This is a genomic window from Blastococcus sp. CT_GayMR20 (assembly GCF_004570345.1).
On the sequence record NZ_SPQM01000123.1, the window covers coordinates 1 to 14,287 of the forward strand.

Below are 14,287 nucleotides of genomic sequence, written 5' to 3' on the forward strand. Positions count from 1 at the left end.
GTCATCGCCCTCGTGCTCCCCGCCTGGCCGGCCAGCGCGCTCGTCGGCGTCCTGGCCGTCGCACTCGCGCTCGGCCCGGCCGGCGTCCCGGCCCGCACCTTCGGCCGGGCGGTGCGCTGGCCGTCGGCGTTCATCGCGGTCGGTGCGGTGACCGCGGTCGTCGAGGTGGGCAGCGGCGGACTGGGCTGGGCGCCCGACGCCGCGACCCGCGCCGGTGCCCTGGTCGGGCACGCCCTGGCCGGGAGCGCGGCCGTGCTGCTGCTGGCGACGACGACGCCGATGTCGGACCTGCTCCCCGCACTCCGCCGCGCGCGGGTGCCGGCCGCCGTCATCGAGGTCGCCTCGGTCGTGTACCGCCTGCTGTTCGTGCTGCTGGACAGCCTGCACACCATCCGCGAGGCGCAGACCGCGCGGATGGGGTACTCCTCGCTGCGCCGCGCCTACCGTTCCTCGGGCGCACTGGCCGCCGCCGTGCTGATCCGCTCCTGGGACCGGGCCCGCAGGATGCAGGAGGGGCTGGCCGGCCGGGGCCTGGAGACCGGACTGCGGGTGCTGCCCGAGACCCTGCCCTCCTCCACCGCCTTCCTCGCCGCCACGGGAGTCGGCCTGGCCGGCATCGTCGCCGCCTCGCTGGGACTCGCATGAGCCACCGCGCCCTGGCCGCCGACGGGCTGGTCGTCGGATACGGACAGGGTCTCCCCGTGCTCGACGGCGCCTCGCTGTCCGTGCCCGCCGGTCGGCGGCTCGCCCTGCTCGGCGCCAACGGCTCGGGCAAGACCACCCTCCTACGGTGCCTGTCCGGCGCGCTGCGCCCGACCGCCGGCGCCGTCACCGTGGACGGGGTCCCGTTGGCTCACTCCCGGCACGGGCTGCGCGCGCACCGGCAGACCGTTCAGCTCGTCCTGCAGGATCCCGACGACCAGCTGTTCAGTGCCTCCGTCGCCCAGGACGTCTCGTTCGGCCCGCTCAACCTGGGTCTGGACGACAGGGAAGCGCGCGCCCGGGTGGCCGAGGCCCTGCACCTGCTCGCCATCGACTCCCTGTCGGGACGCCCCACCCACCAGCTGTCCTACGGCGAGCGCAAGCGGGTGGCCATCGCCGGTGCGGTCGCGATGCGCCCCTGCGTGCTGCTGCTGGACGAGCCGACCGCCGGCCTCGATCCGTCCGCCGTCACCGAGACGCTGGCGGCCCTGGCCCGGTTGCAGGAGAACGACTCCACCGTGGTCATGAGCACTCACGACGTCGACCTCGCACTGCGGTGGGCGGACGAGGTCGCCGTGGTGGTGGACCGGACCGTCGTCCAGGGTCGGCCGGACGAGGTCCTCGGGAACACCGCCCTCCTCGAGCGAGCCCGGCTCGACCGGCCATGGGTGCTGACCGTGGGCGCCCGCCTCCGCGCGCTCGGCCTGCTGCCCGAGGGGCCCCTCCCGCGGGACGCCGCCGACCTGCTCGCCGGCCTCCCCGACCGCCCCGGCGTGCCGTCGTGACGACCGTCGGGATCGGCGCGGTCTCCGGCGTGGGACCGGATGAGGTGCTCGCCGCGGTCGACGCGGTGCTCCCCGACGGCACGGGCGGCGTGCGGTTGGCGACCCTCGACACGCGGGCACGGGAGCCCGGGCTCCGGGAGGCCGCGGCCCGGCGCGGTTGGGGACTGGTCGGTCACCCCGCGAGCACGCTCGCGGCGGTCCCGGTGCCGACGCCGTCTGACCGGACTGCGGCCGCCGTCGGCACCGGCTCCGTGGCCGAGGCCGCGGCGCTGCTGGACGGCGGCTCACTCCTCGTGCCGAAGACGGTGCTCGGCCGGGTGACCGTGGCAGTGGCCGTGATGACCGACCTCCACCACCACGGCGACGCCGAACTGGCCCCCGGCCTGGTCGACCTGGCCGTCAACGTGCGCGCCGACTCCCCGCCGCCGTGGCTGCGGGCCGTCCTGCACGCGTCGATCGACGCCGCGGCGTCCTACCCGGACCCGGTCCCGGCCCGGACAGCGGTCGCCGCCGCGCACGGCCGCCCCGTCGACGAGGTGCTCCTCACCGCCGGCGCGGCCGAGGCCTTCGTGCTCGTCGCCCGGGCGGTGCGGCCGCGCCTCGCCGCCGTCGTCCACCCCTCGTTCACCGGGCCGGAGGCAGCGCTGCGGGCGGCCGGGCACCCGGTCACCCGAGTGGAACTGCGCGCGGACGACGGCTGGCGCCTCGACCCGGCCGCCGTCCCCGAGGACGCCGACCTCGTCGTGCTGGGCAACCCGACGAACCCGACCTCGGTGCTCCACCCGGCCGCCGACATCGCTGCCCTCGCCCGGCCGGACCGGGTCCTCGTGGTCGACGAGGCCTTCGCAGACACGATCCCGGGGGAACCGGAGAGCCTTGCTGCCGGACGGGACCTCCCGGGGGTGCTGGTGGTGCGCAGCCTCACCAAGACGTGGGGGTTGGCCGGTCTGCGGGTCGGCTACGCGCTGGGTCCGGCACCGCTGATCGCGCGACTGGCAGCGCAGCAACCGCACTGGCCGGTCTCCGCGCCGGCGCTCGCCGCGCTGGTCGCCTGCAGCGCCCCGGCGGCGCGGGCGGAGGCGGAGGCGGCCGCACGAGATCTCGACCGGTGGCGGGCGGCCCTCATCGGCAGCCTGCCGCCCTCCGTGGTGGTGGAGGGCGGTCCCCGCTCCTCGTTCGTGCTGCTCCGCGTGCCCGACGGGGCGCGGGTGCGGGAGGAACTCCGGCAGCGGGGATGGGCGGTCCGCCGCGGGGACACCTTCCCCGGCCTGAGCCAGGACCACCTGCGGGTCGCCGTGCGAAGCCCCGAGGTCTCGTCCGCCTTCGCCACCGACCTCGCCGCCGTCCTCCCGCCCCCTCCGACGTCCGAGGAGGTGCCATGAGCACCGCGTCGCTCTTCCGGCCGTCCGCTCCCCCCCACCCGGTCGGGCTGCGGCTGCACGGTCGGCGGGTGGTCGTCGTCGGAGGGGGCACCGGCTCCTACCGGGCCACCGTCGGGCTGCTCGACGCCGGTGCCCTGGTGACGGTCGTGAGCCCCGACGTCGTCCCCGCGCTCGAGGCGCTGGCCGGCTCCGGTTCGCTGTCGTGGACCCCGCGCCGCTACGCGCCCGGCGATCTGGACGGCGCCTGGTTCGCCGTCGCCGCAACGGCGGACGCCGCGGTGGACGAGGTCGTCGCCGCCGACGCCGAGCGTGCCCGGGTGTTCTGCACCCGCGCCGACGATCCCGGCGCCTCCAGCGCCTGCCCCGCCCTGCCGGACGCGGAGGACGGACTCCTGCGCGAGGGCGCGCGGGGTCGGGTCGTGCTCGTCGGTGGCGGTCCCGGCGATCCGGGTCTCATCACCGTGCGCGGCCGGCAGGCGCTGTCACAGGCCGACGTCGTGGTCGTCGACCACCTGGGCCCCCGCTCGCTGCTGGCCGGGCTGCGGGGCGACGTCGAGATCGTCGACGCGTCGAAGCTCCCGCGCGGACGCTCGATGCCGCAGGAGCAGATCAATGCGCTGCTCGTGTCGCACGCCCGCGCGGGCAAGGAGGTCGTGCGCCTCAAGGGTGGCGACCCGTTCGTCTTCGGCCGGGGCATGGAGGAACTGCTCGCGTGCGCAGCCGCCGACGTCCCGGTCGAGGTCGTCCCGGGGGTCACCAGCGCGATCGGGGTCCCGGGCGTCGCCGGGATCCCGGTGACCCACCGCGGCCTCACCCACGAGTTCGTCGTCGTCTCCGGCCACCTGCCCCCGGGCCATCCGCAGTCACTGGTCGACTGGTCCGCGATCGGCCGACTGCGGGGCACCGTCGTCGTCCTCATGGGCGTGGAGACCGCACCGGCGATCGCGGCGGCGCTCATCCGGCACGGCCGGCGGCCGGATGCACCCGTCGCCGTCGTGGTCGAAGGCACGACGGGGAGCGAGCGCACGGTGCGGACGACGCTGGCGGATCTCGGAGCGACGCTCATCGAGGAGTCGGTGCGCCCGCCCGCGGTGTGGGTCGTCGGCGACGTCGTCCAGCTGGCGGCAGAGGCCGCTCCGCCGCCATCACTGGGGTTCGGGCCCCGTCACGCACCCCAGGAGTGAAGGGTCCCGGTCGGACGGCCCGGTTCAGGTCGAAAACCGGCCGCCAGGTGACCCCGCCGTCTGTGAGCACGTACGCGCCCGCGGGACGGGCGACGGGCCCGAATCCCCTGCCCACGCCGCCGCGCAGGACGGCAGCGGGGATGACGAGTTCGGACACGCGGACGGTCCGCCGCTCGGGCATGGATCTCCCTCTACGCAGGTGCGCAGGTGTAGTCGGTCGAACACGGCTCGGCGCGGCTCTCGGAGGCCACATGCTGATGCGCGCCGGAACCCGTCGCCGCGGCGTCGTCCTCCCCGATCATGGACCTCTTCGATCGGAGGGAGAGGAACGATGCCACTGTTCATGGACGTGCACCACAAGGTCGACGGGCTGACCGCCGAGGCGGTCGCCGGGGCACACCAGCGGGACCTCGAGGTCCAGAGCAAGTACGGCGTCAACTACCGGCAGTACTGGTTCGACGAGAACTCGGGCAAGGTCTTCTGCCTGGTCGAGGCCCCTGACGCCGACACCGCGACGCGGGTGCACCGGGAGGCCCACGGCCTGGAGGCCGACGAGCTCGTTCCCGTACAGGAAGGGCACTAGGGCTCAGGCCGGCAGGTTCTCCGGGTCGGACCGCCGGACGACGGTCGACGGCAGCAGCCGGAGCGCGCCGGGGGCGCGACCACCGAGATCATGACCGAGGTCGTGGCCACGCTGCTGCTGCGCTGGCATCAGGCGCCCGCCGGGGTGAAGGCGTCGACGATCGCCAGCCAGTGCTGCAGGTGCGGCCCAGCCCGCGGTGCGTCGGGCTGCAGCGCGTAGGTGAGCGCCTGCCCCCGCATCGAGGTGAGCAGGACCTGGTAGACGGCCTCCGACGCCGGGTGCCGGGCCACCTGCTCGCCGAAGACCTCGACCGACAGCGCGCGCAGCTGGGCGCCGAGCCGACGCTCGTGCGGCAGCAGGGCGGTCCGCAGCTCGGGATCGGTGCGGGCCGCCGTCCACAGCTCCATCGAGGCGACGAACAGCGGTCCGTCGAAGCGCTCCCAGATCAGCTCGATGCCCAGCCGGATGCGCGCCGCCGGGTCGTCCGGCAGCGCGGCGGCGGCCTTGCGGACGCTCTCGCTGAACTCCGCGTAGAGGTGGTCCGCCGCCGCCAGCACGAGGTCGGCCTTCGTCGTGAAGTGGTGGGTCAGGGCGCCCCGGGAGACTCCGGCCCGCGACTGCACCTCCTGCGTCGTCGTCCGCGCGTACCCGAGCTCCACGAGCGAGTCGACCGTCGCCCGGACCAGGGCCGAGCGGGTCGCCGTGCGCCGCTCGGCCTGGGTCCGGCGCCCGGGTACGGACGTCATGCGCGGACGGCCGCGCGCACGCTGCCGGCCGGCACCGCGCGCTCCAGCAGCAGCGCCGGCGGGCGGAACCGCTCGCCGTAGGCGTCGGCCAGCTCGTCGGCGCGGGCCACGAACCCGGCCACCCCGCCGGCGTACTGGTCGACGTACTGCAGCACGCCGCCGTACAGAGGCGGGAAGCCGATGCCCATGATCGACCCGATGTTGGCGTCCTCGACGCTGCCCAGGACCTTCTCCTCGACGCAGCGCGCCGTCTCGACCGCCATCGCGAACAGCAGCCGCTCCTGGGCGTCGACGAACGGGACGCCCTGGTGCGCCGGGTACAGCTCCGCGAGACCGGGCCACACGTGCTTCTCCGGCGTCCAGTCGAAGAAGCCCTGACCGGCGGCCTTCCCCGTGCGACCGCGCTCGACCATCGCGCGCAGGACGGCCAGACCGGGGTGGTCCTCCGTCGAGCCGGCCTTCGCCGCCTCGTCGCTGATCTTCAGGGGCAGGGTGAGCGTGACCTCGTCGAGGAGGGTGAGCGGCCCGGCCGGGAAGCCGGCCTGCAGCGCCGCCCGCTCGATGCTCATCGGCGCGAGGCCCTCGGCGAGCAGAGCGGCGCCCTCGAGCACCAGCGTGCCGAACACCCGGCTGGTGAAGAAGCCGCGGCTGTCCTGGACGACGATCGGCGTCTTGCCGATCTGGCGGACGACGTCGTAGGCGCGCGCGAGGGCGGCGTCGCTGGTCCGCTCCCCCACGATCAGCTCGACGAGCGGCATCTTGTCCACCGGCGAGAAGAAGTGCATGCCCACGACGTCGTCCTGGCGCTGCACCCCCTCGGCGAGCCCGGTGATCGGCAGGGTCGAGGTGTTGGAGGCGAGCAGTGCGCCCGGCAGAGCGTTGGCCTCCGCCTCGCTGAGGACCCGGTGCTTGAGCGCGGTGTCCTCGAAGACGGCCTCGACGATCAGGTCGCAGCCGGCGAGGTCGGCCGGGTCGCCGGTCGGCGTGATGCGGGCGAGGAAGGCGTCGGCCTTCTCCTGGTCCATGCGGCCGCGCTCCACCTGCCTGCCGACGAGCCCGGCGACGTGCGCCTTGCCCTTCTCCGCCGCCTCGGTGCTGACGTCCTTGAGGACGACGTCGACGCCGACCTTGGCGAACGCGTGCGCGATGCCGGCGCCCATCATCCCGGCGCCCAGCACGCCCACCTTCGACGCGGTGGACCGCTCCGCGACGTCCGGGCGCGAGGCCCCGCCGTTGACGGCGTTCAGGTCGAACCAGAGCGCCTGGATCGTGTTGGTCGAGATCTGGCCGACCACCAGGTCGACGAAGTACCGGCCCTCGACCGTGAACGCCGTGTCGACGTCCACCTGCAGGCTCTCCACCGCGGCCGACAGGATCGCGTACGGCGCCGGGTAGGGGGCGCCCTTGAGCTGCTTGGTCAGGTTCGCCGGGAACGCGGGCAGGTTGCTCGCGAGGGACGGCGAGGACGGGGTGCCGCCCGGCACCTTGTAGCCCTTTCCGTCGTACGGCTGCTGCGCCGTCTCGTGCGCCAGCACCCACCGCTTCGCCGTGGCGACCAGGTCGTCGGCGGTCGCCAGCTCGTGCACGAGGCCGAGCTTCAGGGCCTTGTCGGGCCGGATCTGCTGGCCCTGCAGCAGCAGCTCCAGCAGGGCGGTGGTCAGCCCGAGCAGCCGCACGGAGCGGACGATCCCTCCCCCGCCCGGCAGCAGGCCGAGGGTCACCTCGGGAAAGCCGAGGGCGACCTTCGGGTCGTCGAGGACGACGCGGTGGTGGCAGGCCAGCGCGATCTCCAGGCCACCGCCGAGCGCGGCGCCGTTGATCGCGGCGGGGGAGGGATCGTCCGCTCCGTGCGGCTGCTCGGGCTGACCACCGCCCTGCTGGAGCTGCTGCTGCAGGGCCAGCAGATCCGGCCCGACAAGGCCCTGAAGCTCGGCCTCGTGCACGAGCTGGCGACCGCCGACGACCTGGTCGCCACGGCGAAGCGGTGGGTGCTGGCGCACGAGACGGCGCAGCAGCCGTACGACGGAAAGGGCTACAAGGTGCCGGGCGGCACCCCGTCCTCGCCGTCCCTCGCGAGCAACCTGCCCGCGTTCCCGGCGAACCTGACCAAGCAGCTCAAGGGCGCCCCCTACCCGGCGCCGTACGCGATCCTGTCGGCCGCGGTGGAGAGCCTGCAGGTGGACGTCGACACGGCGTTCACGGTCGAGGGCCGGTACTTCGTCGACCTGGTGGTCGGCCAGATCTCGACCAACACGATCCAGGCGCTCTGGTTCGACCTGAACGCCGTCAACGGCGGGGCCTCGCGCCCGGACGTCGCGGAGCGGTCCACCGCGTCGAAGGTGGGCGTGCTGGGCGCCGGGATGATGGGCGCCGGCATCGCGCACGCGTTCGCCAAGGTCGGCGTCGACGTCGTCCTCAAGGACGTCAGCACCGAGGCGGCGGAGAAGGGCAAGGCGCACGTCGCCGGGCTCGTCGGCAGGCAGGTGGAGCGCGGCCGCATGGACCAGGAGAAGGCCGACGCCTTCCTCGCCCGCATCACGCCGACCGGCGACCCGGCCGACCTCGCCGGCTGCGACCTGATCGTCGAGGCCGTCTTCGAGGACACCGCGCTCAAGCACCGGGTCCTCAGCGAGGCGGAGGCCAACGCTCTGCCGGGCGCACTGCTCGCCTCCAACACCTCGACCCTGCCGATCACCGGGCTCGCCGAGGGGGTGCAGCGCCAGGACGACGTCGTGGGCATGCACTTCTTCTCGCCGGTGGACAAGATGCCGCTCGTCGAGCTGATCGTGGGGGAGCGGACCAGCGACGCCGCCCTCGCGCGCGCCTACGACGTCGTCCGCCAGATCGGCAAGACGCCGATCGTCGTCCAGGACAGCCGCGGCTTCTTCACCAGCCGGGTGTTCGGCACGCTGGTGCTCGAGGGCGCCGCTCTGCTCGCCGAGGGCCTCGCGCCGATGAGCATCGAGCGGGCGGCGCTGCAGGCCGGCTTCCCGGCCGGGCCGCTCACCCTCCTCGACGAGGTCACGCTCACCCTGCCCCTGAAGATCAGCGACGAGGCGGCGAAGGCCGGCTCGACGGAGGACCACCCCGGTCTGGCCGTCCTGCGCGCGATGGTCGAGCGCGGTCGCACGGGGAAGGCCGCCGGTCAGGGCTTCTTCGACTGGACGCCGGAGAAGCACGTGTGGCCCGGTCTCGCGGAGCTGTACCCGGCGCACCAGGGCGTCCCGTTCGTCGACGCCCAGGAGCGGCTGCTGTTCGCGATGGCGGTCGAGACGGCGCGCTGCGTCGAGGAGAAGGTCCTGGGCAGCGTCGAGGACGCCAACATCGGGTCGATCATGGGCATCGGCTTCCCGCCTCTGTACGGCGGCGTGCTGCAGTACGTCGACCAGTACGCCGGCGGGGTGGCCGGGTTCGTGGCCCGCGCCGACGAGCTGGCCGACGCCTACGGCGAGCGGTTCCGCCCGCCGGCGCTGCTGCTGGAGCGCGCGGTGCCGGCCGGCAGCGTGCGCGCGGCCGTCCGCGCATGACGTCCGTACCCGGGCGCCGGACCCAGGCCGAGCGGCGCACGGCGACCCGCTCGGCCCTGGTCCGGGCGACGGTCGACTCGCTCGTGGAGCTCGGGTACGCGCGGACGACGACGCAGGAGGTGCAGTCGCGGGCCGGAGTCTCCCGGGGCGCCCTGACCCACCACTTCACGACGAAGGCCGACCTCGTGCTGGCGGCGGCGGACCACCTCTACGCGGAGTTCAGCGAGAGCGTCCGCAAGGCCGCCGCCGCGCTGCCGGACGACCCGGCGGCGCGCATCCGGCTGGGCATCGAGCTGATCTGGGAGCGCTTCGACGGACCGCTGTTCGTCGCCTCGATGGAGCTGTGGACGGCGGCCCGCACCGATCCCGAGCTGCGGACCGCCCTGCTGCCGCACGAGCGTCGGCTCGGCGCCCAGCTGCGCGCGCTGTCGGTCGAGGTCTTCGGCGAGCAGGTGGCCCGGCACCCGGCGTCGGAGGCCGTCTACCAGGTCCTGCTCACCTCGATGCGGGGGCAGGCGCTCACCTACGCGCTGCAGCCCGACGCACCGCGGGCTGGGCCGCACCTGCAGCACTGGCTGGCGATCGTCGACGCCTTCACCCCGGCGGGCGCCTGATGCCAGCGCAGCAGCAGCGTGGCCACGACCTCGGTCATGATCTCGGTGGTCGCGCCCCCGGCGCGCTCCGGCTGCTGCCGTCGACCGTCGTCCGGCGGTCCGACCCGGAGAACCTGCCGGCCTGAGCCCTAGTGCCCTTCCTGTACGGGAACGAGCTCGTCGGCCTCCAGGCCGTGGGCCTCCCGGTGCACCCGCGTCGCGGTGTCGGCGTCAGGGGCCTCGACCAGGCAGAAGACCTTGCCCGAGTTCTCGTCGAACCAGTACTGCCGGTAGTTGACGCCGTACTTGCTCTGGACCTCGAGGTCCCGCTGGTGTGCCCCGGCGACCGCCTCGGCGGTCAGCCCGTCGACCTTGTGGTGCACGTCCATGAACAGTGGCATCGTTCCTCTCCCTCCGATCGAAGAGGTCCATGATCGGGGAGGACGACGCCGCGGCGACGGGTTCCGGCGCGCATCAGCATGTGGCCTCCGAGAGCCGCGCCGAGCCGTGTTCGACCGACTACACCTGCGCACCTGCGTAGAGGGAGATCCATGCCCGAGCGGCGGACCGTCCGCGTGTCCGAACTCGTCATCCCCGCTGCCGTCCTGCGCGGCGGCGTGGGCAGGGGATTCGGGCCCGTCGCCCGTCCCGCGGGCGCGTACGTGCTCACAGACGGCGGGGTCACCTGGCGGCCGGTTTTCGACCTGAACCGGGCCGTCCGACCGGGACCCTTCACTCCTGGGGTGCGTGACGGGGCCCGAACCCCAGTGATGGCGGCGGAGCGGCCTCTGCCGCCAGCTGGACGACGTCGCCGACGACCCACACCGCGGGCGGGCGCACCGACTCCTCGATGAGCGTCGCTCCGAGATCCGCCAGCGTCGTCCGCACCGTGCGCTCGCTCCCCGTCGTGCCTTCGACCACGACGGCGACGGGTGCATCCGGCCGCCGGCCGTGCCGGATGAGCGCCGCCGCGATCGCCGGTGCGGTCTCCACGCCCATGAGGACGACGACGGTGCCCCGCAGTCGGCCGATCGCGGACCAGTCGACCAGTGACTGCGGATGGCCCGGGGGCAGGTGGCCGGAGACGACGACGAACTCGTGGGTGAGGCCGCGGTGGGTCACCGGGATCCCGGCGACGCCCGGGACCCCGATCGCGCTGGTGACCCCCGGGACGACCTCGACCGGGACGTCGGCGGCTGCGCACGCGAGCAGTTCCTCCATGCCCCGGCCGAAGACGAACGGGTCGCCACCCTTGAGGCGCACGACCTCCTTGCCCGCGCGGGCGTGCGACACGAGCAGCGCATTGATCTGCTCCTGCGGCATCGAGCGTCCGCGCGGGAGCTTCGACGCGTCGACGATCTCGACGTCGCCCCGCAGCCCGGCCAGCAGCGAGCGGGGGCCCAGGTGGTCGACGACCACGACGTCGGCCTGTGACAGCGCCTGCCGGCCGCGCACGGTGATGAGACCCGGATCGCCGGGACCGCCACCGACGAGCACGACCCGACCCCGCGCGCCCTCGCGCAGGAGTCCGTCCTCCGCGTCCGGCAGGGCGGGGCAGGCGCTGGAGGCGCCGGGATCGTCGGCGCGGGTGCAGAACACCCGGGCACGCTCGGCGTCGGCGGCGACGACCTCGTCCACCGCGGCGTCCGCCGTTGCGGCGACGGCGAACCAGGCGCCGTCCAGATCGCCGGGCGCGTAGCGGCGCGGGGTCCACGACAGCGAACCGGAGCCGGCCAGCGCCTCGAGCGCGGGGACGACGTCGGGGCTCACGACCGTCACCAGGGCACCGGCGTCGAGCAGCCCGACGGTGGCCCGGTAGGAGCCGGTGCCCCCTCCGACGACGACCACCCGCCGACCGTGCAGCCGCAGCCCGACCGGGTGGGGGGGAGCGGACGGCCGGAAGAGCGACGCGGTGCTCATGGCACCTCCTCGGACGTCGGAGGGGGCGGGAGGACGGCGGCGAGGTCGGTGGCGAAGGCGGACGAGACCTCGGGGCTTCGCACGGCGACCCGCAGGTGGTCCTGGCTCAGGCCGGGGAAGGTGTCCCCGCGGCGGACCGCCCATCCCCGCTGCCGGAGTTCCTCCCGCACCCGCGCCCCGTCGGGCACGCGGAGCAGCACGAACGAGGAGCGGGGACCGCCCTCCACCACCACGGAGGGCGGCAGGCTGCCGATGAGGGCCGCCCGCCACCGGTCGAGATCTCGTGCGGCCGCCTCCGCCTCCGCCCGCGCCGCCGGGGCGCTGCAGGCGACCAGCGCGGCGAGCGCCGGCGCGGAGACCGGCCAGTGCGGTTGCTGCGCTGCCAGTCGCGCGATCAGCGGTGCCGGACCCAGCGCGTAGCCGACCCGCAGACCGGCCAACCCCCACGTCTTGGTGAGGCTGCGCACCACCAGCACCCCCGGGAGGTCCCGTCCGGCAGCAAGGCTCTCCGGTTCCCCCGGGATCGTGTCTGCGAAGGCCTCGTCGACCACGAGGACCCGGTCCGGCCGGGCGAGGGCAGCGATGTCGGCGGCCGGGTGGAGCACCGAGGTCGGGTTCGTCGGGTTGCCCAGCACGACGAGGTCGGCGTCCTCGGGGACGGCGGCCGGGTCGAGGCGCCAGCCGTCGTCCGCGCGCAGTTCCACTCGGGTGACCGGGTGCCCGGCCGCCCGCAGCGCTGCCTCCGGCCCGGTGAACGAGGGGTGGACGACGGCGGCGAGGCGCGGCCGCACCGCCCGGGCGACGAGCACGAAGGCCTCGGCCGCGCCGGCGGTGAGGAGCACCTCGTCGACGGGGCGGCCGTGCGCGGCGGCGACCGCTGTCCGGGCCGGGACCGGGTCCGGGTAGGACGCCGCGGCGTCGATCGACGCGTGCAGGACGGCCCGCAGCCACGGCGGCGGGGAGTCGGCGCGCACGTTGACGGCCAGGTCGACCAGGCCGGGGGCCAGTTCGGCGTCGCCGTGGTGGTGGAGGTCGGTCATCACGGCCACTGCCACGGTCACCCGGCCGAGCACCGTCTTCGGCACGAGGAGTGAGCCGCCGTCCAGCAGCGCCGCGGCCTCGGCCACGGAGCCGGTGCCGACGGCGGCCGCAGTCCGGTCAGACGGCGTCGGCACCGGGACCGCCGCGAGCGTGCTCGCGGGGTGACCGACCAGTCCCCAACCGCGCCGGGCCGCGGCCTCCCGGAGCCCGGGCTCCCGTGCCCGCGTGTCGAGGGTCGCCAACCGCACGCCGCCCGTGCCGTCGGGGAGCACCGCGTCGACCGCGGCGAGCACCTCATCCGGTCCCACGCCGGAGACCGCGCCGATCCCGACGGTCGTCACGACGGCACGCCGGGGCGGTCGGGGAGGCCGGCGAGCAGGTCGGCGGCGTCCCGCGGGAGGGGCCCCTCGGGCAGCAGGCCGAGCGCGCGGAGGCGGGCGCCCACGGTCAGCACCCATGGCCGGTCGAGCCGGGCTCGCTCGAGGAGGGCGGTGTTCCCGAGGACCTCGTCCGGCCGACCCTGGACGACGGTCCGGTCCACCACCACGGCGACCTCGTCCGCCCACCGCAGTGCGAGGTCGACGTCGTGAGTGCTCATGACCACGGTGGAGTCGTTCTCCTGCAACCGGGCCAGGGCCGCCAGCGTCTCGGTGACGGCGGACGGATCGAGGCCGGCGGTCGGCTCGTCCAGCAGCAGCACGCAGGGGCGCATCGCGACCGCACCGGCGATGGCCACCCGCTTGCGCTCGCCGTAGGACAGCTGGTGGGTGGGGCGTCCCGACAGGGAGTCGATGGCGAGCAGGTGCAGGGCCTCGGCCACCCGGGCGCGCGCTTCCCTGTCGTCCAGACCCAGGTTGAGCGGGCCGAACGAGACGTCCTGGGCGACGGAGGCACTGAACAGCTGGTCGTCGGGATCCTGCAGGACGAGCTGAACGGTCTGCCGGTGCGCGCGCAGCCCGTGCCGGGAGTGAGCCAACGGGACCCCGTCCACGGTGACGGCGCCGGCGGTCGGGCGCAGCGCGCCGGACAGGCACCGTAGGAGGGTGGTCTTGCCCGAGCCGTTGGCGCCGAGCAGGGCGAGCCGCCGACCGGCGGGCACGGACAGCGAGGCGCCGTCGAGCACGGGGAGACCCTGTCCGTATCCGACGACCAGCCCGTCGGCGGCCAGGGCGCGGTGGCTCATGCGAGTCCCAGCGAGGCGGCGACGATGCCGGCCAGGCCGACTCCCGTGGCGGCGAGGAAGGCGGTGGAGGAGGGCAGGGTCTCGGGCAGCACCCGCAGTCCGGTCTCCAGGCCCCGGCCGGCCAGCCCCTCCTGCATCCTGCGGGCCCGGTCCCAGGAGCGGATCAGCACGGCGGCGGCCAGTGCGCCCGAGGAACGGTAGGCGCGGCGCAGCGAGGAGTACCCCATCCGCGCGGTCTGCGCCTCGCGGATGGTGTGCAGGCTGTCCAGCAGCACGAACAGCAGGCGGTACACGACCGAGGCGACCTCGATGACGGCGGCCGGCACCCGCGCGCGGCGGAGTGCGGGGAGCAGGTCCGACATCGGCGTCGTCGTCGCCAGCAGCAGCACGGCCGCGCTCCCGGCCAGGGCGTGCCCGACCAGGGCACCGGCGCGGGTCGCGGCGTCGGGCGCCCAGCCCAGTCCGCCGCTGCCCACCTCGACGACCGCGGTCACCGCACCGACCGCGATGAACGCCGACGGCCAGCGCACCGCCCGGCCGAAGGTGCGGGCCGGGACGCCGGCCGGGCCGAGCGCGAGTGCGACGGCCAGGACGCCGACGAGCGCGCTGGCCGGCCAGGCGGGGAGCACGAGGGCGATGAC

16 protein-coding genes are annotated in these 14,287 nt (G+C 74.9%); 8 read left to right on the top strand and 8 right to left on the bottom strand.

Annotated features, from left to right (window positions below; translation table 11 throughout):
• From cbiQ (E4P40_RS21330) to E4P40_RS21350, 5 genes are all read left to right on the top strand, one after another.
• Positions 1-645: cobalt ECF transporter T component CbiQ (cbiQ, locus tag E4P40_RS21330; RefSeq protein ID WP_135160462.1), on the top strand; the 645-nt coding region annotated here is incomplete at its 5' end.
• On the top strand, positions 642-1,487 hold the full coding sequence (locus tag E4P40_RS21335; protein ID WP_135160463.1) for an ATP-binding cassette domain-containing protein: 846 nt from the start codon (positions 642-644) through the stop codon (positions 1,485-1,487). The genes cbiQ (E4P40_RS21330) and E4P40_RS21335, both read left to right, overlap by 4 nt.
• Positions 1,484-2,869 (top strand): Rv2231c family pyridoxal phosphate-dependent protein CobC, encoded by a 1,386-nt coding sequence (cobC, locus tag E4P40_RS21340; protein ID WP_135160464.1) that lies wholly within the window; start codon positions 1,484-1,486, stop codon positions 2,867-2,869. The genes E4P40_RS21335 and cobC (E4P40_RS21340) overlap by 4 nt, the downstream gene beginning before the upstream one ends.
• Entirely contained in the window at positions 2,866-4,053 is a 1,188-nt protein-coding gene (cobA, locus tag E4P40_RS21345; RefSeq protein ID WP_135160465.1) for a uroporphyrinogen-III C-methyltransferase, read from the top strand. Before cobC (E4P40_RS21340) ends, cobA (E4P40_RS21345) begins: the two co-directional genes overlap by 4 nt.
• A gap of 331 nt (positions 4,054-4,384) precedes the next feature.
• Positions 4,385-4,636 carry a nickel-binding protein gene (locus E4P40_RS21350; protein WP_135160466.1) on the top strand — a complete coding sequence of 84 codons (252 nt, stop codon included), beginning with the start codon at positions 4,385-4,387 and terminating at the stop codon, positions 4,634-4,636.
• 3 nt (positions 4,637-4,639) lie between these two features.
• Here E4P40_RS21350 and E4P40_RS29395 read toward each other — a convergent pair whose 3' ends face one another.
• Genes E4P40_RS29395 through E4P40_RS21360 form a run of 3 tightly spaced genes read right to left on the bottom strand, consistent with a single transcriptional unit; the run spans position 4,640 to position 7,325 of the window.
• A complete protein-coding gene (locus tag E4P40_RS29395; protein WP_280790637.1) occupies positions 4,640-4,765 on the bottom strand; it encodes a hypothetical protein in 126 nt (41 codons plus the stop codon).
• A complete protein-coding gene (locus E4P40_RS21355; RefSeq protein WP_135160467.1) occupies positions 4,765-5,382 on the bottom strand; it encodes a TetR/AcrR family transcriptional regulator in 618 nt (205 codons plus the stop codon). Before E4P40_RS21355 ends, E4P40_RS29395 begins: the two co-directional genes overlap by 1 nt.
• The gene (locus E4P40_RS21360; RefSeq protein WP_245160490.1) at positions 5,379-7,325 is read right to left on the bottom strand and encodes a 3-hydroxyacyl-CoA dehydrogenase NAD-binding domain-containing protein; all 1,947 of its coding nucleotides are present in this window, start codon (positions 7,323-7,325) and stop codon (positions 5,379-5,381) included. The genes E4P40_RS21355 and E4P40_RS21360 overlap by 4 nt, the downstream gene beginning before the upstream one ends.
• Between E4P40_RS21360 and E4P40_RS21365 the strand changes: the two genes are divergently transcribed.
• Genes E4P40_RS21365 through E4P40_RS29400 form a run of 3 tightly spaced genes read left to right on the top strand, consistent with a single transcriptional unit; the run spans position 7,230 to position 9,648 of the window.
• Entirely contained in the window at positions 7,230-8,909 is a 1,680-nt protein-coding gene (locus tag E4P40_RS21365) for a 3-hydroxyacyl-CoA dehydrogenase (RefSeq protein WP_245160491.1), read from the top strand. The genes E4P40_RS21360 and E4P40_RS21365 overlap by 96 nt on opposite strands.
• Positions 8,906-9,523 (top strand): TetR/AcrR family transcriptional regulator, encoded by a 618-nt coding sequence (locus E4P40_RS21370; protein WP_135160467.1) that lies wholly within the window; start codon positions 8,906-8,908, stop codon positions 9,521-9,523. Before E4P40_RS21365 ends, E4P40_RS21370 begins: the two co-directional genes overlap by 4 nt.
• The gene (locus tag E4P40_RS29400; protein ID WP_280790637.1) at positions 9,523-9,648 is read left to right on the top strand and encodes a hypothetical protein; all 126 of its coding nucleotides are present in this window, start codon (positions 9,523-9,525) and stop codon (positions 9,646-9,648) included. Before E4P40_RS21370 ends, E4P40_RS29400 begins: the two co-directional genes overlap by 1 nt.
• 3 nt (positions 9,649-9,651) lie before the next feature.
• Here E4P40_RS29400 and E4P40_RS21375 read toward each other — a convergent pair whose 3' ends face one another.
• From E4P40_RS21375 to cbiQ (E4P40_RS21395), 5 genes are all read right to left on the bottom strand, one after another.
• The gene (locus E4P40_RS21375; RefSeq protein ID WP_135160466.1) at positions 9,652-9,903 is read right to left on the bottom strand and encodes a nickel-binding protein; all 252 of its coding nucleotides are present in this window, start codon (positions 9,901-9,903) and stop codon (positions 9,652-9,654) included.
• Between the two features lie 331 nt (positions 9,904-10,234).
• Complete coding sequence (gene cobA, locus E4P40_RS21380; RefSeq protein ID WP_135160465.1) at positions 10,235-11,422, bottom strand: uroporphyrinogen-III C-methyltransferase; 1,188 nt, start codon at positions 11,420-11,422, stop codon at positions 10,235-10,237.
• Positions 11,419-12,804 carry an Rv2231c family pyridoxal phosphate-dependent protein CobC gene (gene cobC, locus E4P40_RS21385; protein ID WP_135160464.1) on the bottom strand — a complete coding sequence of 462 codons (1,386 nt, stop codon included), beginning with the start codon at positions 12,802-12,804 and terminating at the stop codon, positions 11,419-11,421. The genes cobA (E4P40_RS21380) and cobC (E4P40_RS21385) overlap by 4 nt, the downstream gene beginning before the upstream one ends.
• The gene (locus tag E4P40_RS21390; RefSeq protein ID WP_135160463.1) at positions 12,801-13,646 is read right to left on the bottom strand and encodes an ATP-binding cassette domain-containing protein; all 846 of its coding nucleotides are present in this window, start codon (positions 13,644-13,646) and stop codon (positions 12,801-12,803) included. Before E4P40_RS21390 ends, cobC (E4P40_RS21385) begins: the two co-directional genes overlap by 4 nt.
• Positions 13,643-14,287 (bottom strand): cobalt ECF transporter T component CbiQ (gene cbiQ / locus E4P40_RS21395; RefSeq protein WP_135160462.1); only part of this gene is annotated, 645 nt, incomplete at its 5' end. The genes cbiQ (E4P40_RS21395) and E4P40_RS21390, both read right to left, overlap by 4 nt.

What these genes read in the sequence shown, in the direction of transcription:
- E4P40_RS21335 (WP_135160463.1), top strand. Translation starts at nt 642, where the DNA reads ATGAGCCACCGCGCCCTGGCCGCCGACGGGCTGGTCGTCGGATACGGA.
- cobA (WP_135160465.1), top strand. Translation starts at nt 2,866, where the DNA reads ATGAGCACCGCGTCGCTCTTCCGGCCGTCCGCTCCCCCCCACCCGGTC.
- E4P40_RS21350 (WP_135160466.1), top strand. Translation starts at nt 4,385, where the DNA reads ATGCCACTGTTCATGGACGTGCACCACAAGGTCGACGGGCTGACCGCC.
- E4P40_RS29395 (WP_280790637.1), bottom strand. Translation starts at nt 4,765, where the DNA reads ATGCCAGCGCAGCAGCAGCGTGGCCACGACCTCGGTCATGATCTCGGT.
- E4P40_RS21355 (WP_135160467.1), bottom strand. Translation starts at nt 5,382, where the DNA reads ATGACGTCCGTACCCGGGCGCCGGACCCAGGCCGAGCGGCGCACGGCG.
- E4P40_RS21370 (WP_135160467.1), top strand. Translation starts at nt 8,906, where the DNA reads ATGACGTCCGTACCCGGGCGCCGGACCCAGGCCGAGCGGCGCACGGCG.
- E4P40_RS29400 (WP_280790637.1), top strand. Translation starts at nt 9,523, where the DNA reads ATGCCAGCGCAGCAGCAGCGTGGCCACGACCTCGGTCATGATCTCGGT.
- E4P40_RS21375 (WP_135160466.1), bottom strand. Translation starts at nt 9,903, where the DNA reads ATGCCACTGTTCATGGACGTGCACCACAAGGTCGACGGGCTGACCGCC.
- cobA (WP_135160465.1), bottom strand. Translation starts at nt 11,422, where the DNA reads ATGAGCACCGCGTCGCTCTTCCGGCCGTCCGCTCCCCCCCACCCGGTC.
- E4P40_RS21390 (WP_135160463.1), bottom strand. Translation starts at nt 13,646, where the DNA reads ATGAGCCACCGCGCCCTGGCCGCCGACGGGCTGGTCGTCGGATACGGA.